The following is a 16757-nucleotide window of genomic DNA, read 5'->3' as shown; positions in this document are numbered from 1 at the left end:
TAAAGTATTGAAATCAGTGTTTCTAAAGTAATATATCATGGTGGCTTTTATTTATCAATGACTTCTTAAGATATATCTTTAAAAAAATTTAAACGAAGCGGGCAGAGGATGTTTTCTCTGTCCTTTTTTTTTATGCCCTTAAAACCTTAATGGAACGAATAAAAAGATGCGATTAAATAGTAAGTGGAACATTTACATATTTAACTAAAAATGAGACAATAAAACAAATATTAGGAGGAGGAAAGTAACTATATGATGCCGTCTTATTGCTAATTCATTTCCAGATAAAATTCATACGAATTTTATAACGAGTATAAAAATGTGCCTGATTAACAGGTTTATTTGGTTATGCTCTTTATGGAATGTTGGCAATACAGAGGATCGCTTACTTTTCTAAAACCTGAGATGATGAAGGTTGGCTGTTTTTTAAATACAGCATGTTCTGTGAATTTAGGCAGACGCCTGCTTATTTAAGCTTACCCCAATTATAATTTCGGACGATTTTAGGCTGTAGGAAGAGATCTCTTCTTGCGGCCTTTTTGCATGTGAAAAAAGAATAGTAACTGACTTCTTTGCCCTGTCCATAGACGGCATAACTCACACAATGATGAAAGAAGGGGATTTTGTGTTTGAGTTGACGCTGCAGGGTGTGAAGAAATATATGGAGGCGACCCTTGTGCTGAGGAATATCAGCTTCGAGGTGTATGCCGGAGATAAGGTTGGGATTGTCGGAGCCAACGGAAGCGGCAAGAGTACGGTTTTAAAGCTGATTGCCGGTATTTTGAAGATGCATTACTATCCGGGTTATCCGCAGACTTCGAGTCCCGGGTATGATGAGGGGCTGATCCACCGGCCGAGGGGAGCGACCATCGCGTATTTGGAACAGATGCCGTCTTTTCCTGAAGGACTGAAGGTAATAGATGTGCTGAACATGGCGTTTGAGGATGTTCATAAGATTGAGAAGCAGATGCGCGATTTAGAGGAGCAGATGCAGACTCTTACGGATGCTGCTCTTGAGAAGGGCCTGATGAAATACAGCGAGCTAGTCCAGCTGTATGAAGGCAAGGGCGGCTATGAGATTCAGGAGAAGCTTGGAAAGGTGTGCACGGGGCTGAAATTCAGCGATGCTTTCTTGGATCAGGACTTTGATTTGCTTAGCGGCGGGGAGAAGACGACGGTCATGCTTGGGAAGCTATTAGTGCATGATCCGGACATTCTTCTGCTGGATGAGCCGACGAATCATTTGGATATGGAGGCTCTTGAATGGCTTGAAGGCTATTTGAAAAACTATAAGGGGATCGTCATCATCGTCTCCCACGACCGTTATTTTCTGGATCAAGTTGTGACTAAAATCGTGGAGATTGAGGACATGGAATCCATCACGTATAAGGGGAACTATTCTTCCTTTGTGAGTCAAAAGGAAGAAAATATGCGGATTCAGTTTGAGCATTTCCGGGAGCAGCAAAAGAAAATCAATTCCATGGAAACTACGGTTAAGGACCTCAGAGACTGGGCGATGCGTGCCGACAACACCAAGTTCTTTAAACGGGCAGCGAGCATTCAGAAAAAGCTCGCGAAGATGGAGCGGATTGATAAGCCGGTTTTTGAAAGGCGGAATATGAGACTGAACTTCAAACAGGCGGAACGGTCCGGGAATGAAACGATCAAAGCTGCCGGTCTTTCGAAAAGCTACGGAGATAAGGTGCTCCTTAAAAATGCAGACCTGATGATCCGCTACGGGGAACGGGTCGGTCTGATTGGAGGGAACGGCAGCGGAAAAACGACATTTTTGAAAATGCTGCTTGGAGAAGTGAAGCCGGATGCGGGGGTGGTCGAGGCTGGTGCGAATGTGATGGCTGCCTATTTGCCGCAGAAAATCACTTTTAACAACGAGCAGCACACCGTCCTTGAATGCTTCAGAGAAGATATCTCGATTCCGGAGGGCAAGTCACGGGAGTATTTGGCGAAATTTATGTTTTATAAAAATACGGTCTTCAAAAAAGTGAATCAGCTGTCAGGGGGAGAGCAGATCAGGCTGAAGCTTGGGATGCTGCTGTTGCAGGATGTGAACTTGCTGATCCTGGATGAACCTACGAATCACTTGGATATTGATTCGATTGAAACTCTTGAAGAAGCGCTGGAAGAGTTCACCGGAACCATTTTCTTTATCTCGCATGACCGGTATTTTATCAATAAGATCAGTCAGCGGATTGTGGCGCTTGAGGATTTTTCGTTTAAAAGCTATTTTGGAAACTATGATGAGTACAAGCGGCAGAAGGTAAAGCAGATTCCTCCGCAGACAATTGTTAAAGTGAAAAAACGAGTGGAAACTGTGAAGCAAATGGAAGCGGCTGAAACTACTCTGGCGAAGGTTGAGCGGCTTGAAAAGGAATTAGTTCATCTCGATTCCTTAATGGCGGCTGAACTGGACTATGAAAAGCTGGGCGGGCTGCATGAACGGAGGGTGCAAGTCACGGCGGAACTTGATGAAGCAATGGAAGAATGGCTGAAAGAATAACGCGGAAGCCTGTCCTTTAGGGGGCAGGCTTTATTATTGGCCGTCTACCCTTTATAATGAACAAAGCAATCACGCAAACACCCGCCGGTTAATTGGTAACTGACGGACAGGAGGTCATATAATGGATAATAACGATATTTTAATTCGCTTACGATATGCGCTGGATTTGAAAAATGCAGAGATGGTCGAGATTTTTAAGCTTGGCGGGATCGAAGTAAGTCCCCTGGAGCTGCCGCTCATTTTGACAAAGTCTGATTCAGAGGAAGAAAATATTACGTGCGATAATGTGATGTTTGAGTCGTTCTTGAATGGACTGATTACTTTCAAACGCGGTCCGAAGCCTGGGGCAGAGACACCGGAACTGACGCTTGGCAGAAGCACGAACGTAAACAATCATCTTTTGAAAAAAGTGAAAATTGCTCTTGCGCTCACAACTGAGGAAATGATTGAGATCTTTGACCTGGCAGGGTTGCAGGTGACTAAAGGAGAACTCGGTGCTCTCCTCAGAAAAGAAGGCCATAAAAATTACAAAGCATGCGGAGATAAGTTCGCCCGGAACTTTTTAAAGGGACTGGCTGTTAAATACCGAGGAGCGTAAAAGATGATCCACACATATGCAGGAGAAACAATCCGGTATGAGGTGACGCATAAAAACCGCACCTCCATCGGGCTGCGCATGGACCAGTACGGGATTGTGGAGGTCCTGGCTCCGAAGGGCACAAGCGAAGAGCAAGTGCATCAGGTGCTTGAGGCAAACTGGGCACTGATTCAGGAAAAGCTGAAGGACGTGCAGGCCAGGATGCAGGGCACGCTGAAGAAAACCTATGAATACGGGGAGACTTTTCTATATTTGGGAAAGGCGTACCCCATCAGCATTACGCACGATGAGATCACTGAAAAGGACAACGTGGTATTTGACGGGAAAACCCTGCGCATTCAAGTAAAGCAGCAGGAGGATGCCAGCATCAGACAGGCGCTAAAACGCTACTATTACCAACAGTGCAAATCCATTGTGGAAAAGAGCATCAAATCCCATCAATCCCATTTCAAAATGAAGCCCCGCTCTGTCAAAATTGTCGACAGCAAGAAGAACTGGGGGACGTGCAACGGAAACCTGGAGCTCACCTTCAACTGGAAGCTTGCGATGGCTCCCCAAGAGGTAATTGACTATGTCGTTGTGCACGAAATGTGCCACATGGTGCATCTGAATCACGACCGGTCGTTCTGGAGACTGGTCGGGAAGATTATGCCTGATTATAAAGAGCGTGAGGCCTGGCTGGCTGTGTCTAGTTGGAGGATGACGGTTTAATAAGGTAGTGCATCAAATGTAATCGTCTTTCTTGTCTACTATTCAGCCGTTGCTTACAATTGGTGTATCCGATAGATGAGAGGTACCTGCTATGCCAACAATTAAGCACGAAATTTTTATCCAGGCACCCATTGAAATCTGTTTCGACCTTTCACGCAGCGTAGATGTCCATATGGAAACGACAGGAAAAACTCAGGAAAGAGCCGTTGACGGTGTTACCAGCGGCTTGATGGAACTTGGCGATTCAGTCACTTGGGAAGCTGTTCATCTTGGAGTGAGGCAGACATTAACAGCTAAAATTATTGAGATGGAGAAGCCCTATCGATTTACAGATGTTATGGTTAAGGGAGCTTTCCGTTCATTCACGCATACGCACGAATTCCAAGAAAGCGGCACAGGAACAATCATGAAGGATGTCTTTTCCTATGAATCTCCTTTTGGCATTTTTGGAAAGACAGCTGATCTGTTATTTCTGGAAAGATATATGAAGAAGTTTATTGCTGCTCGTGCATTGGAGCTGAAAAGGATTGCTGAGAAGATGTAATGTTATATGGACAAAACAAAAAGAAAGGCGTCTGCCTTTCTTTTTTCATTCTATTTGTTTGATAGACTTGGGTTATTCATATGCTTCAAAAGCTCAGTCAGCACCTGGCTGTAAGAGGATAAGCGTTCCTCTGTTCTGCCTGGAAATACTTCCTCAATGAAAGCAAGAGTATCGTTTTCTGTATGCCAGATTCCGCCGTATTCTTCTGTTTGCTCGTAGCCGTCAAGGTCACCGATTTCCCAGTTGGTAGATTCAAAGTAAGCAAAAGGAATGCCGAGTTTATCAAATGGTGCATGGTCGCTCCAGTCTCCTGTTGTACCTGCCGGGTAGTCAGGATTTAATCCTGGGTTGATGCCGATATCGAGTTTTTTCTTTTTAGAAATGTTCACTGCCTGGTCACGAATAAAGCCATCCTCGCCTGCGCTGCCGTGCACGTACATTTTGTCGCCTGCTGCAAGGCTGTCCAGGTTGATCATGCCGACTGTGTTCTCAATGTCTTTTGCGGTCATTTGTTTGGCGTAATGGTTTGACCCGTTTAATCCGCCTTCTTCAGCGCCGAACGCAACGAAGACAATGGAATAAGGAGTCTTTTTCTTTTTAAGAACTTCAGCCACTTCAAGCATCACTCCGACACCGGATGCATTATCATCAGCTCCTTTGCCGATTGCAACAGAATCATAGTGAGCGCCGACAATAATTTGCTTGCTTGATTTGCCTGGCTTATAGGCAACAACATTTGCAGATGAATAGTCTTTTCCTTTTCTTGTGAACGTGAAAGACTGTTCAGCAGGCTTGTAGCCCATGCGCTTGAATTGCTTCTGGACATACTTTTTCGCTGCCGTTTCACCTGGAGTGCCCATTACTCGCTGCCCGATTTTTTCAGATAGGTATTTCGTATGCTGATAAGCCATGGCTCCTTTTTTATGTACCAATGATGGGGAATGAGTGACAGCCGAAGCTGCGCCTGCTGATGAGACTAGCAGAAATAGAATAGTAAGTATAGTGAAAATCTGTTTTTTCATGAGTGTCTCCCTTTATTAAAATTCATTTACATGCATAATTATAAATATAGATTCATAGATTTTCAACCTCTATTTTAAGCTCAGCGCCAATAGGCGAAAAGTAATAAGCCTGGCCAAGGTAACGTGTCAGGCTTTTTCTGCAAATGGAACTTGAAGTTGACGCTGCGTCATCTTATATACTGATAAACAGCTGGTGATGCACCCTTTAAAACAATACTGCTTGAAGCGGGGAGGTTTTTTTATGAAACAGGAGGATATTGTCATTTATGGATGTGTCATTATAGGAGCTGGAATCGGGCTGGTCCTGGACAATGCGTTTCCGGGAGCGTTGATTGGCCTGGGTGCAGGGTATTTATTAAAAATGTATTTTCGTAAAGAAGAATAGCTTACTTAAAACGAATCGGGGGGATACAGCTTGATGCACATTAACAAAGTGGCGGAAAAAACAGGTGTTACAGTCAGAACGCTGCGTCACTACGATAAGATCGGTTTGTTGAGGCCTGCGTCCAAAACGGAAGGAGGTCATCGATTATATTCAAACACTGAAATCAAAAAACTGCAGCAGATTCAATTTTTAAAAAAGGCAGGGTTTCAATTAAATGAGATTCGGGAGATGCTCGCTTCAAATGAGTGGAATTGGTCGGTTCACTTAAAGAGCCAGTTATCTTTTATATTAGAAGAAATCGAAAACCTGAAGAAGGTTGAACAGTCCCTGCGGGAGCTCATCCATGGAATAGCTGTTGAAGGAGAGGAAGAATGGATTGCGGTTCAAAAGCTTATGCACGTATCAAGCAGAGACAAAAAGATACAAAGGAAGTACCGTGAATCTGTATTCAGGGAGAAAGAAATCCAATTATTGAATAAGGTTCCCAATATGGCAAAAGGGGATTCGCTGGAATGGATGAAGCTGATTGGTCAGTTGAAGCGCTGCATGAAGGATGGGCCAGATACACCTGAAGTTCAAACGATTATAAGAAGGATGGATGAAAAGCGTATAGAAGAATTTGATGGCGAGAACGAATTTTTAGATAAGCTTTGGAATATAAGAATATCGCAAGAACAGTCAGAGAAGATGGGGCTGTATCCGATTGAAGACGATTTGCTTGAGTTTATGACACGGGCACATGAAATTTATGTGCGAAATGAGAATGCCTCTTCGTCAAGACAGAGCGATGAATAGTGAAATGCTTCTTGCCATTGGCGGTCTTGCCCTTTTGGATACATTAAGTCCTGCTACATTGGGGATAACCGTGTATATGCTGCTTGGAAACAAAGAGGGGCTTGCCAAACGGCTAATGGTTTTTTTGCTGACAGTTGCCGGGTTTTATTTTACTGTTGGAGTCTTTCTGATGCTGGGGTTAGGTTTTCTGGCTGACATTATCTCTGATTTTTTTCAAATTCGCTTTGCTGGCTGGACAGTCTTTCTAACTGGAGTCTGTCTGTTCATCGCAAGTTTTTATGTGCCGGCAAGAAAACATTCAGTCCCGTCCTATTCAAAATCCGCTGGTGTCCGATCGGCAGCAGCTCTGGGACTCGCTGCCTCAATCGCAGAAGCAGGCACCGCGTTCCCTTATTTTACTGCAATCGGCATAATGGCTGCTTCTAATCTGCCGTGGACGTCGTGGTCTCCTGTTTTAGCCGGGTACAATTTTATTATGGTGATGCCTTCTCTTTTGCTGTATATGTTATCTCTTCTTCTTGGGCGCAGCATACAAAAAAGTCTTGAACGGCTGCGCTTGAAGATAGCTGCTCAATCTGGATCGGCTCTTTCTTGGATCATGTGCATAGTGGGTGTCATTCTTATCTTTACTAGTCTTGATTACTTGTGAGGCATATACAAGTAAACATTAGAAAATGTCCGAGCTTGTTATTTATTGTTTACCAGCAGACTTTCAGCTTTTTGCTTTTTAGAGATGAACCTGTCAAATGCTTCGTTTAGTTCGTCGATATCATATCTTTTTTTCTCGAGAAAAAACTTAATAATAAGATCTTGTGTGTCGCTGTTTGAGAGTGAATAACCAGCGGTTTCTAAAAAACTGTCAAACTCATCTTCACTTAACTTCAATGCGAATGCAATGGATACAAGTGTGTTTTTCTTAGGCTTATAGGAAGGATTTGTCCTTATTTTCGAAAACAGCTTTCTGTCTAATCCGGCCTTGTTGTACACTTGTGCATCAGTAAGGCCCCGTTTATCAATCAGTTCAAATAATACCTGGTTTAGAACAGGCTGGCGGTTATTGCCGATGTAGTCTTCGATATCCTGAGAAATGATTTCAGGCGAACACACCAGAATATTTTCTGATGCCGGTGAATAGCAAATAAAATCTGAAGAAAATAATGCGTTGTCTATGTAGTCTTTCAGTTCATCTATAAATGTTTGAGTAAGCAAATGACCGCCTCCAAATGTCGCTTTCAAAGCGACCATAATATGGATATTTCTTGTTAAGATTATATCATGAATATGTATGGAGGCTGATGAACATGAATCATAAGTTAACTGAAATTGTCTTTCTGCTGGACCGCAGCGGATCAATGGGCGGGTTAGAACAGGATGTTATTGGAGGGTTCAACTCTTTTGTTGAAAACCAGTGCTGGCATGAAGGAGATACAGTGCTTACCGCTGTATTATTCGATGATGAATATGAAGTGCTCTGGAAGGGGGAAGATGCAAAGTCCGTTAAACTGACTGTGGAAGATTACTATGTCAGAGGGCTGACGGCTCTTTTAGATGCTATTGGAAAAACAATTACCGATGTGGGCCGCAGACTTTCGAAGACTTCACAAGAACAGCGTCCCGGCAAAGTGATTTTTGTCATTACAACGGATGGACAGGAAAATGCCAGTAAAGAATTCTCATATGATAAAGTCCATGAACTCATCAAGCATCAGCAGGAAAAATACAGCTGGGAATTCATTTTTATGGGAGCGAACATAGATGTTGCAAAAGAAGCTGAGAATATTGGGATTAGAAGCGACAATGCGTATTCTTTTGAAGCATCGGAGGTCGGAATGAAGGAAATGTATGAAGTTGTTTGTCAATCTGTGAATCAGATCAGGATAGATTCAGCCTTTAAAAAGTATAACAAGATGCCGGGGGCTATAGCTTTTCAAAAGCGTTAACTGGCATGTGAGAAGGACCTATAAAAGGAAAGAAGAGCAAGTTTTCACTGAAAACATGCTCTTCTTTCCTTTGGATTTATTTTACAGATTCATGTATCTTCTCGAACGGGTATAATTTTTTAACGTAAGTAAAGGTAACTTTTAACATTGTTTACATAATATTTACGTTAAATTCACGAATTTACAAAACCTTTACAATGGCTTAATTGTTTATTTACATTCTGGATTTAATCTAGAGAAGTTGCCAATAGATTATCTTGGAGGTTTAGAAATGAACTTTATAAGAAGAACAACGATAGGATTTCTGGTGCTTTCCCTGACCGTTATTTTATCGGCATGCGGAGGTTCTGATGAAGAATCCTCAAACGGTAATAAATATACTCTATCCATTTCAGGATCAACATCTGTTGGACCTTTAGCTGAAAAATTAGCAGATAAATTTGAAAAACAAAGTGATTTAAATATAGAAATTAATCAAATAGGCTCTTCTGCTGGAATAACAAATGCGACAAATGGTGTGTCAGAGATTGGAATGTCTTCCCGTGATTTAAAAGAGGACGAAAAAGCGAATGGCTTAACGGAGAGCATTATCGCTTATGATGGCATTGTAGTTGTTACTCATCCAAGCAACAAAGTAAAGAATCTTACAATGGATCAGGTTAAACAGATTTTCACGGGTGAGATTACAAACTGGAGCGAGCTTGGCGGAGATGACATGGAGATCGTCGTTGTTTCAAGGGAGGATGGCTCAGGTTCCCGTGATGCTTTCCAGGAAATAGTGGGCTATTCATCAGGGGAGTTAGTCAGGAGTTCAATTGTTGCGAGCGGAAACGGCAATATCAAAACAACTGTTGCGACTAATAAACATGCAGTAGGATTTGTTTCATTCGAATACATTGATGAATCTGTTTCCACTATGAAAGTTAATGGTGTGGAGCCTACAGCGGAAAATGTTCTGCAGCAGAAATACAGCCTGTCCCGCCCGTTCTTATTTGTCTACAAGGATGAAAATTTAAGTGATGAGGGACAGCAGTTTATTGATTATATTTTAAGTCCAGAAGGACAAAAAATTGCATCGGAAGCAGGAGTTATCCCTTTAAAATAACTAATGGTGTAATACACGCCATCGTGAAAGCAATCATGGAGGAATGATGAATGTCAAGCCCGTCTATAGAGAAACAAACCAATGAAATTCAAAAATCAAATAAAAGAAAATATATGCTTGAAAAATTATCAGGGAGAATCTTTCTGTTTTGTGCCCTTCTCTCTGTAATCAGTTTAGTTTTAATCATTGGATTTGTCTTTTACAAAGGATTCCATCCATTTATAGCAGAGGGGTACAGCTTTTTTAATTTCCTTTTCGGAGTGGATTGGGTTCCAAGTGAAGACAAATTCGGGATTTTCCCAATGATTGTGGCATCGGTATTTGCTACCGCAGGTGCTTTAATTATAGGAGTTCCTGTAGCGCTGTTTACGGCGATTTTTTTAGCTGAAATTGCGCCAAAGAGTTTAGCGAAATTTATTTCGCCTGCTGTTCAGCTGCTTGCAGGTATTCCATCTGTATTATATGGCGTTTTCGGACTGGCTGTTATTGTTCCTTTTTTACAGACGAATTTGGATCTCCCAAAGGGACAAAACTTACTGGCTGTTATTCTTGTGCTGGCAATTATGATGCTGCCTACAGTTGTTACAGTATCAGAGACTGCCCTGAGAGCTGTTCCGAAAACATATCGCGAAGGTTCGCTGGCATTAGGTGCATCTCAAATTGGCACGATCTTTAAAGTGATTGTACCTGCAGCTAAATCGGGCATCATGACCGCAATTGTGCTGGGCATGGGCCGGGCAATCGGCGAGACGATGGCTGTTATCTTAGTAGCAGGTAATAGTCTTATTATTCCAACCAGTCTAACAGACAGTGTACGTCCATTAACGACAAACATTGCGCTGGAAATGGGCTATGCAGCAGGGACACATCAGGAAATGCTGTTTGCGACAGGGATTGTGTTATTCTCCTTTATCTTATTACTGAATTTTGTCCTGGCAAAAATCAGTTCGAAAGGCGGTAATTAAGTTGAGAAAGATTAAAGATACTATACTGCGCGGACTTCTTTGGTTTTCAGCTTTTTTAACAGTTGCCGTTCTCGTCACGATCGTTGGATATATTTTTTATAAGGGATACCGGCTGATTACATTTGATTTTATCTTCAGCGATTATTCTCCATCAGGAGACGGCGGCATTTGGCCGATGATTGTGACAACCATTTATACGATTGTCATCTCATTAGTCATTGCAACCCCGATCGGTATACTGGCGGCTGTGTACTTGCAGGAATATGCCAAGCAAGGACGGCTTGTCAGGCTGATTCGATTTGCGACGGAAAGTTTAACCGGAATCCCCTCCATTATTTATGGATTGTTTGGAGCGGTATTCTTTGTCACTACGTTGAAGTTAGGTATGTCAATTATCGCTGCCTCTCTTACATTGACCATTATCATCTTGCCTGTCATTATCCGAACAACAGAAGAATCGTTAAAAACAGTGCCTCGTTCCTATCGTGAAGGGTCTCTTGCACTGGGAACGACGAAGCTGCAGACATTATATAAAGTGATTTTACCAAGTGCGATACCTGGAATATTGGCCGGGATTATTCTTTCCATTGGGAGGATTGTCGGAGAATCAGCTGCCATCTTTTTAACGGCTGGTACGGTTGCAGCCATACCAGAGAGTGTCTTCTCTTCGGCCAGAACATTAACTGTTCATTCCTATCTAGTTACGCAGGAAGCCGGAGACATCGAACTTGCTGCTGCAGTAGGGATTGTCCTGATCGTCATCATACTGGTTTTAAACCTTTCGGCGACGGCTATATCAAAAAAGTTAAACAAAGCTGACTATTAAAAGAGGTGTTTGATAATGAAAAACACAATAACTAAACCCAATAATGAAAACACTGGCTCAGAGATGAAACAGGCTGCCGGGAAGAATACGAAAATCAGTGTAAGAGATTTAAATTTGTTCTACGGAGAAAAACAGGCCCTTTATACCGTTTCAATGGATATTCAGGAAAAAGAGGTTACCGCCTTAATTGGTCCTTCAGGATGCGGAAAGTCGACGTTTTTACGTACATTAAACCGAATGAATGATTTGATTGACGGTGTTAAGCTGAGCGGAGACATTTTCATTGATGGAGAAAATATCTATCAATCGAATGATGTAATCAAACTCAGAACAAAAGTAGGTATGGTGTTTCAAAAAGCAAACCTGTTTCCTATGAGTATTTACGATAATGTGGCATACGGCCCGAGGATGCAGGGAATTAAAAATAAAAAAACATTGAACGGCATTGTTGAAGAAAGCTTGCGCGGTGCAGCCATTTGGGACGAAGTCAAGGACCGCCTGAAAACCTCTGCACTCGGACTGTCAGGCGGTCAGCAGCAGCGTATTTGTATAGCACGTGCAATTGCCATGAAGCCGGACATTATTTTAATGGACGAGCCAACTTCTGCTTTAGACCCAATCTCAACTTTAAAAGTAGAAGAATTGATTGCAAACATGAAAAAAGACTACACTATCGTAATTGTCACTCATAACATGCAGCAGGCTGCACGCGTGTCTGACAAGACCGCATTTTTCCTTAATGGGGAAATTGTTGAGAGTGATGAAACAGATAAAATCTTTTCTGTACCAAAGGATAAAAGAACAGAGGATTATATTACCGGCAGATTCGGTTAACTTTCGCAGAGCACAAACAGTATGCGGTTATTATCTAAGAAAAAAGAACGTCACAATGTGGCGTTCTTTATTATGGATTAAGCCAGTATGTGTGCGCAGGTTTTTTATAGAAAATGGGCGGCATCTTCCGCAGGGATGCAGCGCTCATTTCATCAATCCGTTAATCATTTACTCTAAACACTATCTTTATATCCGCCACAACCGGAAAATGATCACTCGGAAATTGTCCATTCTCATGATCATTCACTATTTTTACAGAGTCAGCAAGAACATTCCCCTTAGTCAAAATCCAGTCAATGCGGCGCTTTGGACCCTCGCCTGTCGGATCTTTAAAACGGTTAAAGGTCCCGAGGTTTTCATTAATGCGCATAGCTGCCGTCTTCCATAAATCCTTTAATGCACCCTCCTGTGTCAGAACCTGATAAGGTGGACTGCCAGGAGCCACATTGAAATCTCCGGTCATCAGAACAGGAAGAGCGGGATCAAAATTCCTGATCTTCTCCAGAATCAATGCGGCGCTTTTTTCCCTAGCTTCTGCCGAGACATGGTCGAAATGAGTATTTACTACGTAGAAGGACTGATTTGTTTTCCGGTCTGAGAATTTTGCCCACGTCACCATCCGCGAAATGACATTGCCCCAATTCTTTGATCCAACCGTCTCCGGAGTGTCCGATAGCCAGAAGTAATTGTACTCAAGCAGTTCATACCGGTCAGTTCTGTAGAAGATGGCTGTATATTCCCCGCTGCTTCCGCCTTCCCTTCCAATCCCAACCCAGTTGTACTCCGGCAGAGATGCATCAAGGACCTGGATTTGCTGATACACAGCTTCCTGCGTACCAATTATATCCGGCTTTTCCTTTTGAATTAGCTTCACAATGGCAGGAAGCCTCTCTGCCCATGTATGAGGAGAAGGATCGGAGCTGTTCAGATACCGGACGTTGTAGGTCATTAGCCGCATCGCTGTTTCGGATAGCGCTGCTGAAATGGGCTTGATGATTGTGCTTGGCAATAGCATGAAAGCGAGAGAAAGGATTAGCAGGATTGCTGTTTTTTTCACTAAACGTAGACCTCCGTCTTAAATAACCTTACCTTTAGGTTGTCGTGTTTGTAGAGGAGTATGTATGGGATAAGCTCATAAAAAGACGGATATTGAGTGATTGTGACAGTTACATAATTCTCTGCCATTACTGCATTTAGAAAAAAATATATATGTCTGTGAAAAAAGTCTTAATTTGTTATTAAAACAAGAAAAAACTGGGTATTGAGATATGTGGTGTGTTTTAATAGATTATAGAAATTTGTATTGATAAGTGGGGTATGTAAAGTGTTTGGGCAATCGCTTTCGGGTTTGTATGAAAAAATTCATAAAAAAGAACAAGAACTCTCGGACCTCAAGACTGCTGGAGCTAAACTGTTATCCCTATATGAAGATTTTAGTTCTAATGAAAGCCTTTGTATGGAGCCGTCTCTTTCTGCGAACACATTCCATGGAATGAATGCTAACGGATTTGAGAGACACAGAGAATATGAAGTCTTCCAAGCATACAGGGAGCTGAAGGACGAACAATTAGTACAAGGGATAAGTATGGTGGAATATTATATAAATAAAATCGAAGAGGAGATAGAAGAACTGAAGAATCAAATAGCTGCACTCGAAGCAGAAGAAAAAGCTAAAAATGATTAATCGGGGATGAAATAATGGAAAAAGAAATTAAAATTAATTATTCAGAGGTAGAGCAATCTTTAGAAGATATGAAAGCATCAGCGAGTTTGTTAGATATGAATCTTGAGGTTTTGGATGGAGAAAATATTTTAGCCTCTGCGAAGAAGCTGGATGAGCTTAACAAACAATTAGTTCTTTTAACTGAAGAATATAAAACATTGTTGAAAGTGAATATTCAATTAACTAAACAGTCGGTTGAAAGTATGAATGAAGCAGATAAAAATACTGCAGCTTCGCTAAAATAAGGATGGGAGAGTTTGACTGATGAAAGTTTTGGACGTGAATTCCTTCCAGGATGGAATTAGTGCCACCATTAAAAGTATTGATAAGCATAATGATGAAATAAAAAAGCTGGCAGAATCTCTTCATTCCTTTTTATCTTTAGGCGATTCTTTTAAGGGGAATGGCCCGGATGCTATTCGTGCTTTCTATCAGGAATGTCATATTCCGTTTTTACTATTTTATGAACAGACTCTAGTAGAATATAGGCGAGCATTGAAGTCAATGTCAGATGCCATACGTTCGGTAGAACCAGAGAAAAAAGGGTTCATCAGGGAATCATTCTTGGAACAGGATTTAATAGAGGGTTTGAATAAAATACAGGATACTACAATAGGACTAACGGATGAAGTTAATAAAGTCTTATCACACATTCAAGACATTACCTCGATAAATCCTTTAAACGATGATAAAGTGATAGATGGAATCCAATCAACCAAAAAGCGAGTTAAAAAGATAACAGAAGAGCTTAACGAGATGGATCAGGAACAGTTAAAAGAACTGGAAGGTATTGAACAGAATATTGCTGCTTTAAAAAAATATGCCCAAGAAATGAAAGGGATGTTCAGCAGTAATAAGATGTCTGTTAGTGATTTCAATATTCAGCAACTGCAGGAAATGAAGAGTTATAATAAATTGCAGGATATGATTAGTGAGAAGGATTGGACTGCGCTTCCTGTTGGAAATACAGGAATATTACTTGATGTGACTGTTCCTATTTCGTCAGCTGGAAGTTTATTCGGATCAGTAACTGATGGAGTTGCAATGTTCCAAACAGCTTATGCAGTTGTAAGAAATGATTTTAGTATTAAATTGGTTGGAGATAAATATCTTATTCATGGTGGAGAGAAAATTGGATTAAAAACAAATTCCTTGAAAATATTTGACAAGAAATATATTGATAGTCAAATTAAATTAGGAAATTTAACTAACATAGCAGAGCATATTAAGCCAGCGGTAGCAATAAAAGAGTCTATTAAAAACAAAATAGGAGTTGCTGGAATAGTTGTAACCACAGCAGAAAATATCTATATTAATATTCAAAATCATGAACCTGTTACCAAAATAGTAGGAGATGCAGTAGTTGATACTGGTGTTGGAGTTGTAACACTTGCTGGCGGTGCGGCTGTTTCAGCACTTTCAGTAAGCTTCGGTGCGTCAATTCTTTTAGCAGCAGGTATTGGCACTGGTGGAACAGTAGGAATAAGTTATGCGTTGGATGGATTGAGATTCGGTAAGGATGAAGAATCGATATCTGATAAGCTGAAGGTAGAAGTAGAAAAAGGAATAGACACAGCTATAGGGTGGTTTGAGAAAAAAAATGAAAATGATTAGTCTATTAAAAATTGATACTAAATATAGAAGAAATCAGTTACCTATTGATACGCAAATGCAACTAGATTTTTTTCCTGTAAATCAGGTGAAATTTATGACAAGTACCATAACTTTTTTACTAATAGATTTAATATTCCTTATACCAATGCTGTTTTCAGAGGTCAAAATCTTTCTTTACATAACGATTCCTTTAGTTATTATAATTAACCTTTGGTCTATTGCGTTATTGATTAGAAAGTCAGAAAAAACACGTCATGAAACTTTATTATTCTATTGTTTTAGTGGTATTGCTGGGGCCATTTGCTTTTTCTTGTTGTCCTTAATGTATGCGTGGTTAGCGGGGATTGACGCTACTGGCTATTACTTATTCATGATTTTGCTTTTTATTTTTACAATAGTGTGGTTTTTCTACAAGCAATTAGTCAAATACGGAATCTTTAAACGAGAAGAAAAGAAACTTATCCCTCCATGGCAATCTTACTTATTCTCAATTTCAATACCTGGAGCTTATATCATCTCACAATTTATTATGGATCTTAATAAAGAAATTGTTTTGATGATAATGATGATTGTTTATGCTATTTTGACGCTGTTGTTCATAATAATTTTCACAAAATCGTTACATAAGTATTTATTTATTAAAAATAATGTTCACCTATTAAAGAATAATTAGTTGAAAGGGATTGTGCAAATGGCTATTTTCTTACCTATTGGAACTGTTGTAACTTTAATCGGTGGAAATATAAAGTTAATGATTCACGGAAGAAAACAAATCCTGGTTACAGATGATGAGCGGAATGGGAAAATGTATGATTACCTAGCCGTTCCATATCCCGAGGGCTATATATCTCCCGAGTATACATATGTTTTCAATCATGAAAATATTGAAAAAGTCATTTTTGAAGGCATGTCTGATGAAGAAGAAAAAGAATTCCAAAAAGTGCTGGAAAAAGCTAGCGCTGAATGAGTTGAAAGGACTGGTCAACAGCGACCAGTCCTTTTCCATGTACATAAATCCCTTCATTCACCTTCTGATTTTGCCAAACCCTTCCTTCAGAGAAGAACTTTTTTCAGCTTAAGAGGTTATAACAGTTTATCGTGGAATTATAAATGAATATGATTTGTATTAGAGAAGGTGAAAAAGTGTCTAAGCAGCGATAAAAAGTCTCCTTCATAA

General features: G+C 40.8%; 20 protein-coding genes. 17 read left to right on the top strand and 3 right to left on the bottom strand.

Going from position 1 to position 16757, the window contains the following annotated elements; translation table 11 throughout:
- Positions 1-625: 625 nt before the first annotated feature.
- The 4 genes from MHB63_06960 (at position 626) to MHB63_06945 (ending at position 4371) form a co-directional block, all read left to right on the top strand.
- On the top strand, positions 626-2518 hold the full coding sequence (locus MHB63_06960) for an ABC-F family ATP-binding cassette domain-containing protein (protein ID MEK3806322.1): 1893 nt from the start codon (positions 626-628) through the stop codon (positions 2516-2518).
- Positions 2519-2639: 121 nt separating this feature from the next.
- Positions 2640-3116, top strand: coding sequence for a DUF1456 family protein (locus tag MHB63_06955; GenBank protein ID MEK3806321.1), 477 nt, complete (start codon positions 2640-2642; stop codon positions 3114-3116).
- A gap of 3 nt (positions 3117-3119) precedes the next feature.
- Positions 3120-3827 carry a SprT family zinc-dependent metalloprotease gene (locus MHB63_06950; protein MEK3806320.1) on the top strand — a complete coding sequence of 236 codons (708 nt, stop codon included), beginning with the start codon at positions 3120-3122 and terminating at the stop codon, positions 3825-3827.
- A 91-nt stretch (positions 3828-3918) separates the two neighbouring features.
- Entirely contained in the window at positions 3919-4371 is a 453-nt protein-coding gene (locus tag MHB63_06945) for an SRPBCC family protein (GenBank protein MEK3806319.1), read from the top strand.
- Between the two features lie 50 nt (positions 4372-4421).
- Here MHB63_06945 and MHB63_06940 read toward each other — a convergent pair whose 3' ends face one another.
- Positions 4422-5393: a M20/M25/M40 family metallo-hydrolase gene (locus MHB63_06940; protein ID MEK3806318.1), complete on the bottom strand. Its 972-nt coding sequence runs from the start codon at positions 5391-5393 to the stop codon at positions 4422-4424.
- Positions 5394-5634: 241 nt separating this feature from the next.
- Here MHB63_06940 and MHB63_06935 point away from each other — a divergent pair, with 241 nt between their 5' ends.
- The 3 genes from MHB63_06935 to MHB63_06925 are packed head-to-tail and all read left to right on the top strand — an operon-like array spanning position 5635 to position 7222.
- The gene (locus MHB63_06935) at positions 5635-5778 is read left to right on the top strand and encodes a hypothetical protein (GenBank protein MEK3806317.1); all 144 of its coding nucleotides are present in this window, start codon (positions 5635-5637) and stop codon (positions 5776-5778) included.
- A 30-nt stretch (positions 5779-5808) separates the two neighbouring features.
- Positions 5809-6573, top strand: coding sequence for a MerR family transcriptional regulator (locus MHB63_06930; protein ID MEK3806316.1), 765 nt, complete (start codon positions 5809-5811; stop codon positions 6571-6573).
- Complete coding sequence (locus tag MHB63_06925) at positions 6566-7222, top strand: GAP family protein (protein ID MEK3806315.1); 657 nt, start codon at positions 6566-6568, stop codon at positions 7220-7222. Before MHB63_06930 ends, MHB63_06925 begins: the two co-directional genes overlap by 8 nt.
- A 38-nt stretch (positions 7223-7260) precedes the next feature.
- Here the strand turns inward: MHB63_06925 and MHB63_06920 are convergent, their stop codons facing one another.
- A complete protein-coding gene (locus tag MHB63_06920) occupies positions 7261-7782 on the bottom strand; it encodes a hypothetical protein (GenBank protein MEK3806314.1) in 522 nt (173 codons plus the stop codon).
- Between the two features lie 92 nt (positions 7783-7874).
- Here MHB63_06920 and MHB63_06915 point away from each other — a divergent pair, with 92 nt between their 5' ends.
- The 5 genes from MHB63_06915 (at position 7875) to pstB (ending at position 12243) form a co-directional block, all read left to right on the top strand.
- Positions 7875-8513: a vWA domain-containing protein gene (locus MHB63_06915; GenBank protein MEK3806313.1), complete on the top strand. Its 639-nt coding sequence runs from the start codon at positions 7875-7877 to the stop codon at positions 8511-8513.
- Between the two features lie 271 nt (positions 8514-8784).
- On the top strand, positions 8785-9618 hold the full coding sequence (locus MHB63_06910; protein MEK3806312.1) for a phosphate ABC transporter substrate-binding protein: 834 nt from the start codon (positions 8785-8787) through the stop codon (positions 9616-9618).
- 50 nt (positions 9619-9668) lie between these two features.
- Entirely contained in the window at positions 9669-10583 is a 915-nt protein-coding gene (pstC, locus tag MHB63_06905) for a phosphate ABC transporter permease subunit PstC (GenBank protein ID MEK3806311.1), read from the top strand.
- A 1-nt stretch (position 10584) separates the two neighbouring features.
- Complete coding sequence (pstA, locus tag MHB63_06900) at positions 10585-11409, top strand: phosphate ABC transporter permease PstA (GenBank protein ID MEK3806310.1); 825 nt, start codon at positions 10585-10587, stop codon at positions 11407-11409.
- Between the two features lie 63 nt (positions 11410-11472).
- Positions 11473-12243 (top strand): phosphate ABC transporter ATP-binding protein PstB, encoded by a 771-nt coding sequence (gene pstB / locus MHB63_06895; protein ID MEK3806309.1) that lies wholly within the window; start codon positions 11473-11475, stop codon positions 12241-12243.
- 160 nt (positions 12244-12403) lie between these two features.
- Here pstB and MHB63_06890 read toward each other — a convergent pair whose 3' ends face one another.
- Entirely contained in the window at positions 12404-13300 is an 897-nt protein-coding gene (locus MHB63_06890; protein ID MEK3806308.1) for an endonuclease/exonuclease/phosphatase family protein, read from the bottom strand.
- 267 nt (positions 13301-13567) lie between these two features.
- Here MHB63_06890 and MHB63_06885 point away from each other — a divergent pair, with 267 nt between their 5' ends.
- From MHB63_06885 to MHB63_06865, 5 genes are read left to right on the top strand one after another with little or no spacing between them, the layout of a single operon-like run.
- Positions 13568-13927: a hypothetical protein gene (locus MHB63_06885; GenBank protein MEK3806307.1), complete on the top strand. Its 360-nt coding sequence runs from the start codon at positions 13568-13570 to the stop codon at positions 13925-13927.
- A gap of 14 nt (positions 13928-13941) precedes the next feature.
- Positions 13942-14211 (top strand): DUF5344 family protein, encoded by a 270-nt coding sequence (locus tag MHB63_06880; protein ID MEK3806306.1) that lies wholly within the window; start codon positions 13942-13944, stop codon positions 14209-14211.
- Positions 14212-14230: 19 nt separating this feature from the next.
- A complete protein-coding gene (locus tag MHB63_06875) occupies positions 14231-15580 on the top strand; it encodes an LXG domain-containing protein (GenBank protein ID MEK3806305.1) in 1350 nt (449 codons plus the stop codon).
- Positions 15567-16253 carry a hypothetical protein gene (locus tag MHB63_06870; GenBank protein ID MEK3806304.1) on the top strand — a complete coding sequence of 229 codons (687 nt, stop codon included), beginning with the start codon at positions 15567-15569 and terminating at the stop codon, positions 16251-16253. The genes MHB63_06875 and MHB63_06870 overlap by 14 nt, the downstream gene beginning before the upstream one ends.
- Before the next feature lie 18 nt (positions 16254-16271).
- Positions 16272-16547 (top strand): DUF4176 domain-containing protein, encoded by a 276-nt coding sequence (locus MHB63_06865; GenBank protein MEK3806303.1) that lies wholly within the window; start codon positions 16272-16274, stop codon positions 16545-16547.
- The last annotated feature ends 210 nt before the right edge of the window (positions 16548-16757 follow it).

The organism is Bacillus sp. FSL H8-0547, assembly GCA_038002745.1.
In the GTDB taxonomy this organism is placed as follows: Bacteria; Bacillota; Bacilli; order Bacillales; family Bacillaceae; genus Bacillus_P.
Note: the sequence above shows the minus strand (reverse complement) of the source record. Positions and strands in the feature narration are given on the sequence as shown.

Coding starts and splice junctions, on each gene's coding strand:
- MHB63_06955 (MEK3806321.1), top strand. CDS start 2,640: ATGGATAATAACGATATTTTAATTCGCTTACGATATGCGCTGGATTTG.
- MHB63_06950 (MEK3806320.1), top strand. CDS start 3,120: ATGATCCACACATATGCAGGAGAAACAATCCGGTATGAGGTGACGCAT.
- MHB63_06945 (MEK3806319.1), top strand. CDS start 3,919: ATGCCAACAATTAAGCACGAAATTTTTATCCAGGCACCCATTGAAATC.
- MHB63_06940 (MEK3806318.1), bottom strand. CDS start 5,393: ATGAAAAAACAGATTTTCACTATACTTACTATTCTATTTCTGCTAGTC.
- MHB63_06935 (MEK3806317.1), top strand. CDS start 5,635: ATGAAACAGGAGGATATTGTCATTTATGGATGTGTCATTATAGGAGCT.
- MHB63_06925 (MEK3806315.1), top strand. CDS start 6,566: ATGAATAGTGAAATGCTTCTTGCCATTGGCGGTCTTGCCCTTTTGGAT.
- MHB63_06915 (MEK3806313.1), top strand. CDS start 7,875: ATGAATCATAAGTTAACTGAAATTGTCTTTCTGCTGGACCGCAGCGGA.
- MHB63_06910 (MEK3806312.1), top strand. CDS start 8,785: ATGAACTTTATAAGAAGAACAACGATAGGATTTCTGGTGCTTTCCCTG.
- pstC (MEK3806311.1), top strand. CDS start 9,669: ATGTCAAGCCCGTCTATAGAGAAACAAACCAATGAAATTCAAAAATCA.
- pstB (MEK3806309.1), top strand. CDS start 11,473: ATGAAACAGGCTGCCGGGAAGAATACGAAAATCAGTGTAAGAGATTTA.
- MHB63_06880 (MEK3806306.1), top strand. CDS start 13,942: ATGGAAAAAGAAATTAAAATTAATTATTCAGAGGTAGAGCAATCTTTA.
- MHB63_06875 (MEK3806305.1), top strand. CDS start 14,231: ATGAAAGTTTTGGACGTGAATTCCTTCCAGGATGGAATTAGTGCCACC.
- MHB63_06870 (MEK3806304.1), top strand. CDS start 15,567: ATGAAAATGATTAGTCTATTAAAAATTGATACTAAATATAGAAGAAAT.
- MHB63_06865 (MEK3806303.1), top strand. CDS start 16,272: ATGGCTATTTTCTTACCTATTGGAACTGTTGTAACTTTAATCGGTGGA.